This window comes from Sphingobacterium sp. BS-2 (assembly GCF_046161205.1).
In the GTDB taxonomy this organism is placed as follows: domain Bacteria; phylum Bacteroidota; class Bacteroidia; order Sphingobacteriales; family Sphingobacteriaceae; genus Sphingobacterium; species Sphingobacterium mizutaii.
Window position 1 is genome coordinate 179,940 of the sequence record NZ_JBIXGO010000020.1, and the last position, 12,383, is coordinate 192,322.

General features: G+C 38.9%; 12 protein-coding genes. 7 read left to right on the top strand and 5 right to left on the bottom strand.

The window, feature by feature from the left end; translation table 11 throughout:
• Window positions 1-51 precede the first annotated feature (51 nt).
• From ACK2WI_RS15795 to ACK2WI_RS15810, 4 genes are all read left to right on the top strand, one after another.
• The gene (locus ACK2WI_RS15795; RefSeq protein ID WP_312696163.1) at window positions 52-1,017 is read left to right on the top strand and encodes a KpsF/GutQ family sugar-phosphate isomerase; all 966 of its coding nucleotides are present in this window, start codon (window positions 52-54) and stop codon (window positions 1,015-1,017) included.
• 112 nt (window positions 1,018-1,129) lie between these two features.
• Window positions 1,130-1,504, top strand: coding sequence for a DUF1573 domain-containing protein (locus ACK2WI_RS15800; protein WP_093096571.1), 375 nt, complete (start codon window positions 1,130-1,132; stop codon window positions 1,502-1,504).
• A gap of 146 nt (window positions 1,505-1,650) precedes the next feature.
• Complete coding sequence (locus tag ACK2WI_RS15805; RefSeq protein ID WP_409151543.1) at window positions 1,651-2,850, top strand: pyridoxal phosphate-dependent aminotransferase; 1,200 nt, start codon at window positions 1,651-1,653, stop codon at window positions 2,848-2,850.
• A 188-nt stretch (window positions 2,851-3,038) separates the two neighbouring features.
• Window positions 3,039-3,332 carry a hypothetical protein gene (locus ACK2WI_RS15810; protein WP_093096576.1) on the top strand — a complete coding sequence of 98 codons (294 nt, stop codon included), beginning with the start codon at window positions 3,039-3,041 and terminating at the stop codon, window positions 3,330-3,332.
• Window positions 3,333-3,378: 46 nt separating this feature from the next.
• Here the strand turns inward: ACK2WI_RS15810 and cmk are convergent, their stop codons facing one another.
• The 5 genes from cmk to yihA all read right to left on the bottom strand — a co-directional run bounded on the left by cmk (window position 3,379) and on the right by yihA (window position 8,443).
• A complete protein-coding gene (gene cmk / locus ACK2WI_RS15815; RefSeq protein WP_312696161.1) occupies window positions 3,379-4,068 on the bottom strand; it encodes a (d)CMP kinase in 690 nt (229 codons plus the stop codon).
• On the bottom strand, window positions 4,068-4,481 hold the full coding sequence (locus tag ACK2WI_RS15820; RefSeq protein ID WP_093096582.1) for a hypothetical protein: 414 nt from the start codon (window positions 4,479-4,481) through the stop codon (window positions 4,068-4,070). Before ACK2WI_RS15820 ends, cmk begins: the two co-directional genes overlap by 1 nt.
• 6 nt (window positions 4,482-4,487) lie before the next feature.
• Window positions 4,488-6,881, bottom strand: coding sequence for a type I DNA topoisomerase (gene topA / locus ACK2WI_RS15825; protein WP_093096585.1), 2,394 nt, complete (start codon window positions 6,879-6,881; stop codon window positions 4,488-4,490).
• 95 nt (window positions 6,882-6,976) lie between these two features.
• Window positions 6,977-7,828, bottom strand: a complete 852-nt coding sequence (locus tag ACK2WI_RS15830; RefSeq protein WP_093096588.1) for a UbiA-like polyprenyltransferase — start codon at window positions 7,826-7,828, stop codon at window positions 6,977-6,979.
• A 3-nt stretch (window positions 7,829-7,831) separates the two neighbouring features.
• Entirely contained in the window at window positions 7,832-8,443 is a 612-nt protein-coding gene (yihA, locus tag ACK2WI_RS15835) for a ribosome biogenesis GTP-binding protein YihA/YsxC (protein WP_093096589.1), read from the bottom strand.
• 104 nt (window positions 8,444-8,547) lie between these two features.
• On the opposite strand from yihA, the gene ACK2WI_RS15840 reads away from it, so the two are divergent.
• The 3 genes from ACK2WI_RS15840 to nhaA all read left to right on the top strand — a co-directional run bounded on the left by ACK2WI_RS15840 (window position 8,548) and on the right by nhaA (window position 12,078).
• Window positions 8,548-9,453 carry an ABC transporter ATP-binding protein gene (locus tag ACK2WI_RS15840; protein WP_312696160.1) on the top strand — a complete coding sequence of 302 codons (906 nt, stop codon included), beginning with the start codon at window positions 8,548-8,550 and terminating at the stop codon, window positions 9,451-9,453.
• Between the two features lie 14 nt (window positions 9,454-9,467).
• Window positions 9,468-10,784: an ABC transporter permease gene (locus ACK2WI_RS15845; RefSeq protein ID WP_093096595.1), complete on the top strand. Its 1,317-nt coding sequence runs from the start codon at window positions 9,468-9,470 to the stop codon at window positions 10,782-10,784.
• Window positions 10,785-10,893: 109 nt separating this feature from the next.
• Complete coding sequence (gene nhaA, locus ACK2WI_RS15850; protein WP_093096598.1) at window positions 10,894-12,078, top strand: Na+/H+ antiporter NhaA; 1,185 nt, start codon at window positions 10,894-10,896, stop codon at window positions 12,076-12,078.
• Window positions 12,079-12,383 lie beyond the last annotated feature (305 nt).

Below are 12,383 nucleotides of genomic sequence, written 5' to 3' on the forward strand. Positions count from 1 at the left end.
ATTTTTGTAGCGAACACATCATATTTATATATAAAATTAAGGAAATATTACGTGAAAAACAATATAGATATCAAATCGTTGGCACAGAGCACATTTGAACTTGAAGCCGCTAACGTATTGGCTCTATCCGAAAAAATCGACAACGATTTTGTAGAGGTTATTGAGAAGATTTTGACACTTAAAGGAAGAGTAATATTGACCGGAATCGGAAAAAGTGCAATCATCGCTCAAAAAATTGTCGCTACCCTAAATTCCACCGGAACGCCTGCAATATTTATGCATGCCGCAGACGCCATCCATGGTGACCTCGGAATTATTCAGAAGGATGACCTGATCATCGCGATTTCCAAAAGTGGGAATACACCAGAAATCAAAGTTTTAGTTCCATACTTAAAGCAAACTGGGAATATTCTGGTAGCCATGGTTGGAAATCATGAATCTTTCTTAGCTGAGCAAGCGGATTATATTCTTGATACCAGTATTACTCGAGAGGCTTGTCCGAATAATCTTGCTCCGACAACCAGTACTACGGTACAGCTAGCGATGGGCGATGCCATTGCTGTCTGCCTTCAAACCAAAAGACAATTCACCGATCAAGACTTTGCTAAATATCATCCAGGAGGAGCTTTAGGAAAACAGCTTTATTTAAAAGTAAGCGATCTTTCCGATCATAACGGAATCCCAATGGTTAACGCAGATGCGAGCATCCGCTCCGTATTGATCAGTATTACTGAATATAGACTTGGCGCTACGGTAGTCATCGAAGATGAAAAGATTTTGGGAATCATAACTGATGGTGATATCCGGAGGATGCTGGGCAAATACGAGGATGTATCCGGTTTGCAGGCGAAAGATATCATGTCTTTAAACCCGAAGACAATCGACAAAACAGAATTGGCTGCAAATGCACTCCACCTCATGCGACAGAACAGTATCTCACAATTAGTGGTTACAGCTGAAGGAAAATATGCGGGCATTATCCATCTGCAAGACATTTTAAAAGAAGGCATTATCTAATATCAAGATTGTAATATTCTTGTGGAATTATTTCAAAATTTCATTAAAGAATCGTATTCTTATAAAAATGGTCTTAGATTTGATTGATTAAAGCAACGAAAAAATTGAAACAATGAAAAAGATTACAAGTATATGTGCAGTATTGATTGCATTTATTAGTTTGACTGCGATGGGAATGTTTGCTGCAGAATTTAAATTTGACAAAGAAACCCATGACTTCGGAAAGATTCCTTTGAATAAACCGGTTTCCCATGAATATAAATTCAGCAATTCGGGAGATGAACCAATCATTATTTCAGATGTACAACCCACTTGCGGATGTTCAGTAGCGGAATTTACCAAAACTCCTGTTAAACCAGGTGAAGCAGGTACTATTAAAGTTACCTTCAATGCAGCTGCAAAAGGTCCTTTTACAAAGTCATTTATTGTAAAATCAAATACAAAAACCCCTGTTAAAACACTAACCATCAAAGGTATCGTGGAGTAAGGGAAATATAATTCCAAAACGAAACATTTTTGGAATAGTATAGAGAATTTTTAAAAGCCGTCCTAAACAGGGCGGCTTTCTTTTTTTAAGGACAAGCTCAGTTTTATTTGTATTTTTGTAAAGATTAAAAACATAATAGAATTATAATGCCAACTATTTCTCAAAAGGGCACCAACATGCCTGCATCGCCTATTAGAAAACTAACTCCATTTGCCGATCAGGCCAAAAAAGATGGAAAGAAAATTTACCATTTGAATATAGGTCAGCCTGATATTGAAACGCCTGAAATCATGTTGAATGCTTTAAAAAACATTGATTTTAAAGTTTGGGCTTATACCCCTTCTGAAGGAACTTTATCTTACAGAACAAAATTGGCTGAGTATTATAATAAAATCCATTATAACATCACTCCCAACGATATATTAGTGACCAATGGTGGCTCTGAAGCTATTACCATTGCCATGCAAGCTTGCCTTAACCCAGGTGAAGAAGTTATCATTCCTGAACCTTTCTATGCAAACTATAATGGTTTCGCTTGTTCGGCTGATATCGTCGTTAAACCCATCATGTCCGTTATTGACAATGGCTTCGCTTTACCGTCTATTGCTGATTTCGAAAAAGTAATCACCGAAAAAACTAAAGCTATCGCCATCTGTAATCCAAACAACCCAACAGGTTACCTCTATTCTAGGGAAGAATTAGAAGCTTTGAAAGAACTTTGTTTGAAACATGACCTTTATCTGTTCTCAGACGAAGCTTATAGAGAGTTTTGTTATGATGGTCGCGAATTCATCTCCCCAATGCAATTAGAAGGTCTAGAGCAAAACGTGGTGGTATTTGATACCGTTTCTAAACGTTATTCAGCTTGTGGAGCAAGAATTGGATGTATCATTACCAAAAACAGGGAATTATACCTGACAGCATTAAAATTTGCTCAAGCAAGACTGAGCCCTTCTTTAGAAGGCCAGATCGCTGGAGAAGCTGCAGTAGATACTCCTGACAGTTATTTTGAAGCAGTTTCTAAAGAGTATACCGCGAGAAGGGATACATTGGTAGAAGGACTTAATAAAATAGATGGGGTCTTCTGCCCTAACCCAGGTGGTGCATTCTACGTAATCGCAAAATTGCCAATTGATAATGCAGACAATTTCTGCCAATGGATGTTGGAGAAATTCTCTTACAACAATGAAACGGTGATGATGGCCCCAGCAACTGGATTCTACTCTACTCCAGGTGCCGGTTCAAACGAAGTGCGTTTGGCTTATGTATTAAACCAAGACGACCTTAAAAAAGCACTAACTTGCTTAGAAAAAGGTCTAGAAGAATACCCGGGAAGAACAATCTAAGTTTATCCCCATAACATTTTCAAAGGTCGCTATTTTATCTAGCGACCTTTTTAATTTCTCCAACATCTTATCTTAATAATCGCATAAATAACACTTATTAATTATCAGCAAACCAGTTACTTATAAAAAATATACAACAATTTACAATCTTTGGCGTTTATAATAGTAGAAACTAATGAATAATATATATGGATAAATTAAAGAAATTCGAATTAATGGAGAAAATATCCAGAGAATTAGAGGACATTAGAAATAGCCAACAGGCTGTTTTAGAAAAAATCGCAAAAGTTGAAATTGACAATATAGAGTTAGGTGATAAAACTATCGAAAGCAAAATTCCTGATATCTATCAACGAACTGCTGATAACTCTGAAGCTATTCTGGAGATCCTCAATTCCTTCCAAGAGAAAACAGATGATTTTGGAAGTAAAAACAATATCGATCAGTTGAAACAACAACAAGAAATCGATAATATGAAATAATAGAAAAGGCCTCAAATTGAGGCCTTTTTCTTTTAATATCTTTCCCTTAGGATTGCGGCAATGCGATTCTATCTTTTACCAATTGAATCACGAAATTCAATTGCTCAACTTGGTTCAATTCTGAATTATCCAACACCACTGCATCTTCTGCCTGTCTCAACGGGCTCTCCTCCCTTGTGCTATCAATATGATCGCGATGCGATAGGTTTTCTTTCACTTCTTCCATCGTCAAAACCTCACCTTTTGCAGACAATTCTGCAAATCTACGCTCGGCTCTCACTTGTGGGCTTGCCGTCATAAAGATCTTGAGATCTGCATTCGGGAAAACGGTGGTGCCTATATCTCGACCATCCATCACAATGTTCCTCTTCATGCCCAAATCCTGCTGCTGCTTCACCATAGCCTTACGGACAGCCTTCAATGCACTTACCTCAGAGACATATTCCGATACTTCCATCGTTCTGATCGCGTCTGATACGTCTGTGCCATTCAATAAGATCTGTGTTTTTTCAGGATTAGGTATAAAATCAATATGGATATTCTCTAAAGCAGTGGAAACGGCTTGTTCATCGTTGATATCGATTTGGTTCTGTTGAATATACAAGGTTACTGCCCTGTACATTGCTCCACTGTCAATAAAAACAAAATTCAATTCTTTCGCCAATGCCTTTGCCACTGTACTCTTTCCGCATGATGAAAAACCATCAATAGCAATTACAAAATTCTTCATAACCATTAGTTGGTTCCTCCAATCATTACACCGGGTTTATTTACCAATGGAATCTTAATCAGATTCTCATCAACAATACTCTCTGGTAAGAAAACGTATTTCTTATCATAAATAGTACCGTCCATATAATAACTCAACCAATATTCATTGGTCAGCCCGAAAACCTGCGGATCGATCGCTTCGATCTTTTGAGAAGTCTTGGCATCCATGTCACCGATGAAATGCCTCAGAATGGTCGTTTTCACATCCTTGCCATCCTTTATGCCATACCCTTTAGAGGATACTAGCACATTTTGAATGGCAGTATTTTTTTCATTGATCAAATAAACATTCCAAACCTTTGTAGTCGGAGATTCAGCTTCCAGAACAACGGCAACTGAGATATCTTCAACTATATTTAAAGGTAGATCCTTCTTCATTTTATCCTATTTCTTTTTAGCCGTAGCTTTTTTAGTAGTCGTCTTTTTAGTAGTCGTTTTAGTCGCTTTCGTTGCTCGTGCGGCTTTTTTTGCCGAAGGCGATTTGCTATCTTCCTCAGCCCATTTCAGTACGTCCGCATAAGTGATCTTCTCAACTTCAACACCTTTAGGGATTTTGAGGTTTTGCTTTCCAAAACGAACAAAAGGTCCCCAACGGCCATTTTCAATCTTCGCTTCCGGATTTTCATCAAAAATCTTGATGATCTTATCTTTATCTTTCTGACGTTTCTCCTCAATGATCTGAATAGCTTGATCTTGCTCTACATCCAAAGGATCCAAACCTTTAGGTAATGAATAGAAGCTGCTGTTATGGCGAATATATGGTCCAAAACGACCGATAGCTACCGTCATCTCTTTCCCTTCAAATTCTCCAACTTTTTTAGGCAGTTTGAACAATTCCAATGCTTCTTCCAAAGTAATGGTCTCAATCATCTGTCCTTTACGTAGGGAAGCAAATACTGGTTTTTCTTCATCATCTGCCGTTCCAATCTGAACCAATGGCCCAAAACGACCTACACGAACCGAAATCGGCTTTCCTGTTACAGGATCTACTCCTAATTCACGTTCATGCGTAGCACGATCAGCATTATCTAATGTATTTTGTACTTCCGAATGGAATGGCCCATAGAAATTGGAAAGCATATCAGTCCATTCTTTGAAGCCCTGTGCAATCTCGTCAAATTCCTTTTCTACCTTAGCAGTAAAATGATAATCCACGATTCCTTTGAAATGTTGTACCAAGAAATCATTCACCAAAACACCGATGTCTGTGGGGAACATCTTATTGCGCTCCGCTCCGGTTATTTCAGTTTTAGTCTGTGAAGTCACCTGTCCGCCATTTAAGGTAAGTACTTTATAAGCTCTTTCCTTTCCATCACGGTCTTCTTTGACAACATATCCACGGTTTTGAATGGTCGAAATAGTAGGTGCATACGTCGAAGGACGACCGATACCCAATTCTTCCAATTTCTTAACCAATGAAGCTTCTGTAAACCTTGCCGGTGGTCTCGAAAACCTTTCCGTCGCATGCATGATCTCTAGATTCAGCTCTTGCCCTTTACTTAGTGGTGGAAGGATGGCATTGTCTGAATTATCCAGATCGATTTCATCATTGTCATCATCTGAAGATTCAAAATATACTTTCAAGAAACCATCAAATTTCATGATCTCTCCTGTTGCCACTAAATCTTCTGACCTAGTAGAAATCGAGATCTTAGCGGTAGTTTTTTCAAATTCAGCCTCACTCATCTGTGATGCGATTGAACGCTTCCAGATCAGCTCATATAATCTTTTTTCCGAATTATCGCCATCAATCGTATGATCATTGAAGTACGTAGGACGAATAGCTTCGTGAGCCTCTTGTGCCCCGGCACTCTTTGTACGGTATTGGCGTAATTTATGGTATTTCTCTCCATAGGCATTGATAATCTCTGCCTGTGCGCCTTGTAATGCTGTGTCAGATAAGTTTACCGAGTCGGTACGCATATAGGTAATACGTCCAGCCTCATATAGACGTTGAGCAACCTGCATGGTCCGGGCAACTGAAAAACCTAACTTTCTACTTGCCTCTTGTTGCAAGGTCGAAGTCGTAAAAGGTGCTGATGGAGTACGTTTAGATGGTTTGGTTTCTAAACTCTTGATTTGGAATGCAGCCTTTGCACAATCGTTCAGGAACTGATTCGCTTCCTCAACGGTTGAAAACCTTTGCGGCAATTCCGCTTTGAAACGGTCTTTAGCATTGCCGGTATTAAAAATGGCAACTACCTTAAATGCCGCTTCTGCATTAAATTTATTGATATCTCTTTCGCGCTCAACAATTAATCGAACCGCTACAGATTGAACCCTACCCGCTGAAAGTGATGGCTTTACCTTTCTCCATAAAACCGGAGACAATTCAAAACCTACTAACCTATCCAATACGCGGCGTGCTTGCTGTGCATTAACCAGGTTAAAATCTATCTTTCTTGGTGACTCTATCGCTTTTAAAATGGCCGGCTTGGTAATCTCATGGAAAACGATACGCTTAGTTTTATCGTCCTTCAAACCCAAGGTCTCGAATAAGTGCCAGGAAATGGCTTCCCCCTCACGGTCCTCATCGGACGCTAACCATACTGTCTCTGCAGATTTCGCCAACTTCTTTAACTCACTGACCAAAGCTTTTTTATCCGACGGAACTTCATACTTCTGTTTGAAATTGTCTTCCGTATCAATCGCATCATCGGTTTTCACCAAATCACGGATGTGACCATAACTGGATTTTACTAAAAAATCTTTGCCTAAATATCCTTCTATTGTTTTAGCCTTTGCGGGTGACTCGACTATCAATAAATTTTTTGCCATTTAAATTCTTTGATTTGATGCAAAGAAAACGATTTCAAAATGGAATGCAAATTCTTTTTTATCCCCAATGGCAAAAAAGTGAGTACAATCATTTATCAATTAACCCAAATATCCAGTAAATAAAACACGGCAAAAACTACCGAGGCAACCCCGTTGGTGGTCATAAATGCACGGTCTACTCTACTTAAATCTGTTGGACTCACGATTCGATGCTGATAAATTAATAATGCCGCATAAAATGCAACACCTATATAATATAAGATACCGACTGGCATGAATAAGACCGGGAGAAGCACAAATATAAAGGACAGAACATGAAGCACTTCAGAAATCCTCAATGCTGTCTTTCCTCCAAAATTCGCTGGAATTGAATTCAAGCCATTTGCTTTGTCAAATTCCTCATCCTGCAAGGCATAAATAATGTCAAAGCCACTGACCCATGTCAATACTGCCAAACCATAAAAAATCGGTACGATATTGAATTCACCTGTAACGGCTAAATAAGCACCAACTGGAGCCAAGCCCAATCCTATCCCCAAAACAATATGACATAAAGGAGATATTCTTTTCATATAGGAATAGAACAGAATCACGAATAAGGCCACAGGTGATAGCACAAAACACATGAAGTTGATAAAATAACAGGCTACCATAAAAACGATACAGTTGATGATCGTAAATAATAAGGCCTGCTTCGGACTGATCCGACCTGCCGGAATATCACGAACTGCAGTCCGCGGATTCAATGCATCGATATCTCGATCCAAATACCTGTTAAATGCCATCGCAGCATTCCTTGCCGTAACCATACAGACCAACATCAATAGAAACAACTTCCATTCAAATTGATAATCTGTAGTATGTATAGCCAAGAAAAAACCGATGATAGCAAAAGGAAGAGCAAATATACTGTGTGCAAAAAGCACCAAGGACATATATTTTTTCATAAACTAGCTAAGTGGAGAAACAAAGTTATTATTGATTTCACCTATGGTCTGCAATACTGCTTCACAACCTAATTTTGTTTCTGAAGAAGTCAAGATATGTGGAGGCACTTCCTCAAACCAAACTTTCAATGCCTTTCTGAACTTGGCAATATTCTGGTCCGCCTTCACTCCGGAATGCTTATCCGCTTTCGTGAATAACAAAAAGAATGGAATACCCTGCTCCCCTAACCAATAACAAAAATCTAGATCTATTTTCTGAGGTTCATGTCTACTGTCGATCAGGACAAATACACATTGCAAATTTTCCCGTTTAGTCAAATATTCACGGATGAATTTCTCCCAAGTTGCACGGTTCTTCTTCGAAGTCTGCGCAAATCCATAGCCTGGTAAATCGACCAGATACCACTCATCATTAATGATAAAATGGTTGATCAACTGGGTTTTACCCGGTTTTTGTGAAGTTTTAGCCAAGCCCTTCCTACGGGTGATTGCATTGATCAAAGAAGACTTCCCTACATTCGAACGGCCAATAAAGGCGTACTCCGCTTTATTTGCCTCAGGAAGCTTATTGACATCTGTATTACTGGTTAAGAATTCTGCTCGATTGATATTCATAAGGCAAAGGTACGATTAAAAACGCTTTTATTTCTTATCAGAATAATACCTAGACCGCATTCAATTCAAGAAAAATTCATAATTTCATCAACAAATCCATATATATGCTCGAAATTAAGAATATTGTTAAGCAATATGCCAATCATAAAGCATTAGACGATGTCTCTATCCATGTACCTAGCGGAAAAATCTTTGGCCTTTTAGGACCCAATGGTGCCGGAAAAACATCGCTTATCCGTATCATAAATCAAATTACAGCACCTGATGCCGGACAGATCCTGTTCGACGGACAACCGTTGAACTCTTCACACATCGGCAGAATTGGCTACCTCCCTGAAGAACGCGGACTTTATAAGAAAATGCTGATCGGTGATCAGATGATCTACCTCGCCCAATTGAAAGGCCTTAGCAAAAACGACGCAAAGGAAAAGATCAAATATTGGTTCGAAAAACTGAAAATCGAAAGCTGGTGGGACAAAAAAGTTGAAGATTTGAGCAAAGGTATGCAACAGAAAGTACAATTTGTGGCAACCGTCCTACATGAACCCGACTTGATTATCCTCGATGAACCTTTCTCCGGATTTGACCCTGTCAATGCACAGGTTATCCAAGATGAAATCCTTGAACTCAACAAAAAGGGAGCTACCATTATTTATTCTACACACCGCATGGAGTCTGTAGAGGCCTTATGTGATAATATTGCCCTACTGAACAAATCCAAGGTTATCCTGGAAGGTTCTGTAAAGGAAATCAAAAATAATTATAGAAATCAAACCTATAAGATCGAATATAGCTTGAAACCTGAAACAGCGGCGATCCAACTCGATCACAATTTATGGCAAATCATGGAAAATGAGTCGAATGGCAATAATGCCCTAACGATCCAAATTCCTCAAGACAAATCTTTAAACGATGTTTTGACCCATTTGATTCCGCAAATTGAAATCCAACAGATCTTTGAGATCATCCCGTCCATGCATGATATCTTTATTGATAAAGTAACCAACTAACTGCCGAAAAGTATATGAACAAGATTTTATTAATCATACAAAGAGAATATTTAAGCAGGGTTAAGAAAAAATCCTTCCTGCTCACTACTTTTCTGGTGCCCCTGTTTTTTATTGGCATGTACGTTGGAGTATTCTTTTTGACAAAAAAGAGCTTTGAAGATTCCAAAGCTTTGATCTATGTGGTCGATAACAGCAAAGAAGTAGGTGTCCTGCTAAAGAATACCGAACAGATTACTTTTACCCAATCTACCCAAGAGCTGAACCAACAGATCCAAGAAATCAAGGACCTCGATGGAAACACCAATATCCTCATGATCCCAGAAGACTTCTATCAATCACACCATATTGAATTCCTTTCTTCTGGCAAGCCGAATATTGGCACTAAAGCCGCTGTGGAATCCCAATTGGAAGACATATTGCTGGAATATCAATACAAGGAACTGAATATAGATGCCTCCAAGATTAAAAGCATCGATACCAAGATCAATACTGCTGCCAAGGAAATAACATCCTCAGGCGAAGCGAAAGACAGCGATACGCGAATCGCTATGGGAATTGCCATGGCCTTATCGGTACTGATCTACCTATCCTTATTCTTATATGGCGCTCAAGTCATGCGTGGTATTATTGAGGAGAAATCAAACCGGATCATTGAAGTCATCATCTCATCCGTTAAACCCTTCCAATTGATGATGGGAAAGATTATCGGCATTGGTTTGGTCGGCATCACTCAATTTGTACTTTGGATCATTTTAAGCTTTGGTCTGATCAGCATTGCTTCCAATACCTTGATCGATAAATCTGATTTTCAAAAGGAAATGATGCAGAACGCTCCGCAAGGGGCAGAAATGCAAATGGACAATAACTCCATTATCACTGAAATCAGCACGGCAATGGATGCTGTCAATATCCCTGAATTATTGATTACGTTCTTCCTGTTCTTTATTGGAGGATACATGCTTTATAGTGCGCTGTTTGCTGCCGTTGGTTCAGCTGTCGATAATGAAACCGAGGCCAACCAGTTTACCATGCCTATTACCACGCCATTGTTATTGGCTTATATCCTTTCTTTTGGAGTCTTGGTCAACAATCCCCATGGCCCAATTGCCACTTGGTTAAGCTTTATTCCATTAACCTCGCCGATTGCCATGCTCGTTAGGATTCCATTCGGGGTCCCTACTTGGCAGATCATCGTATCCTTTATCCTGCTCGTTGCTGGATTTATATTTACGACCTGGGTTGCCGCAAGGATATATCGGATCGGTATTTTGATGTACGGTAAGAAAGCCAGCTTTAAAGAACTTATTAAATGGTTCCGATACAAAAGTTAGCAACCAAAAAGATACATTTTAAAAGCCCTTCTGAAAGTTAATTTTAAGAAGGGCTTTTAAATTTTTTATACCTTTACCATCGCTGTAATAAAATTCAAACAGAATTCAAATGACTGACAAAATTAATCTGTCGGTATTCAAGAAGTTTTTCTCCTCGAATACATCCGGCGGTATTCTACTCTTTTTATGCGTCGTGATCTCCTTGATCATTGCAAACACCTCCGCTTCTAACGCTTTCAATGAACTTTTACAAGTTAAATTAGGTTTCGAAAATGAAACCATCCAGTTACGGTATAGCATCAAGCAATGGATTGATGATGGCTTAATGGCCATTTTCTTCTTATTGGTAGGTCTTGAAATCAAAAGGGAATTGGTGGAAGGCGAGCTGTCCTCTCCAAAAAATGCAATCCTGCCTATTTTGGCAGCTGTAGGTGGAGCTATAGTCCCTGCCTTAATCTACACCATTTTCAATCATGATCAAGCTTCACACCACGGTTGGGGAATACCCATGGCAACGGATATCGCCTTTGCATTGGCAATAATCTCCCTTTTGGATAAAAGAGTTCCACCCAGTCTAAAAATATTCTTAGCCGCATTGGCCATTGTGGATGACCTCTTGGCTATTTTGGTAATCGCCATCTTCTATTCTACGGAATTACATTATACCTATCTGTTGTATGCAGCAGGCATCACCGGCTTATTGGTTGTTTTCAATCGAACTGGTGTAAAAAACATCTGGGCTTATATTATTCCAGGCTTATTTATTTGGTACTTTATCCATCACTCCGGAATCCATGCTACCATTGCCGGGGTATTGGTTGCCATGACCTTGCCTACAACCCCAGATGCAACAGAATCCCCGTTGGAAAAATTGGAACATGCGTTGGCAAACCCAGTAAATTTTATCATTATTCCTCTTTTTGCATTGGTCAACACCAACATTAGCATACATAGTGAAATGGTACACGGACTACAGACTCCGCTTGGATTAGGGATTATCCTAGGCCTATTCTTCGGAAAAACCATCGGAATCTACCTAACCACTTGGATCTGCGTAAAAACCAAATTGGCCAATCTTCCCGATATGGCCGGCTGGAAACACATGATCGGAGTCGGTATGTTAGGCGGTATCGGTTTTACTATGTCTATTTTCATCTCTATGCTTTCCTTCAAGGATCCCCTATTTATTGAAGAAGCTAAATTCGCAGTCCTCATAGGATCATTAATATCAGGTACTTGCGGGTATTTATACCTGTCTTTTGTAGCAAAAAAAGATAAATTTAAAGTTGATTAAGAAATAGACGTTATAACGACTTTTTTGCATAAATATTAAAAGAATGCGCGCTTATATAAAATAATATGCGCGCATTCTACTTTAAATAAATATTGCTATCATTTAAATTATCGTCGTGAGAAAAATCAAGCTACAGATATGTGGGAATTTTTGGTTCGAAAGGGCCTAAAAAAAAATAAAGCTTGAGTCAATCGGGCGACTGCTCAAGCTTTAAAAAATAACCTCTTTTATGAGGTAATCAACCTAAACCTAAGACAAAGATAGAGATTTACTTATATAAATTCCAAATTTATTAATGGATTTAA

Excerpts from the sequence above, each read along its gene's own strand:
- ACK2WI_RS15840 (WP_312696160.1), top strand. The coding sequence starts at position 8,548 with ATGCTCGAAATTAAGAATATTGTTAAGCAATATGCCAATCATAAAGCA.
- cmk (WP_312696161.1), bottom strand. The coding sequence starts at position 4,068 with ATGGTTATGAAGAATTTTGTAATTGCTATTGATGGTTTTTCATCATGC.
- ACK2WI_RS15800 (WP_093096571.1), top strand. The coding sequence starts at position 1,130 with ATGAAAAAGATTACAAGTATATGTGCAGTATTGATTGCATTTATTAGT.
- ACK2WI_RS15845 (WP_093096595.1), top strand. The coding sequence starts at position 9,468 with ATGAACAAGATTTTATTAATCATACAAAGAGAATATTTAAGCAGGGTT.
- yihA (WP_093096589.1), bottom strand. The coding sequence starts at position 8,443 with ATGAATATCAATCGAGCAGAATTCTTAACCAGTAATACAGATGTCAAT.
- topA (WP_093096585.1), bottom strand. The coding sequence starts at position 6,881 with ATGGCAAAAAATTTATTGATAGTCGAGTCACCCGCAAAGGCTAAAACA.
- ACK2WI_RS15830 (WP_093096588.1), bottom strand. The coding sequence starts at position 7,828 with ATGAAAAAATATATGTCCTTGGTGCTTTTTGCACACAGTATATTTGCT.
- nhaA (WP_093096598.1), top strand. The coding sequence starts at position 10,894 with ATGACTGACAAAATTAATCTGTCGGTATTCAAGAAGTTTTTCTCCTCG.
- ACK2WI_RS15810 (WP_093096576.1), top strand. The coding sequence starts at position 3,039 with ATGGATAAATTAAAGAAATTCGAATTAATGGAGAAAATATCCAGAGAA.
- ACK2WI_RS15820 (WP_093096582.1), bottom strand. The coding sequence starts at position 4,481 with ATGAAGAAGGATCTACCTTTAAATATAGTTGAAGATATCTCAGTTGCC.
- ACK2WI_RS15805 (WP_409151543.1), top strand. The coding sequence starts at position 1,651 with ATGCCAACTATTTCTCAAAAGGGCACCAACATGCCTGCATCGCCTATT.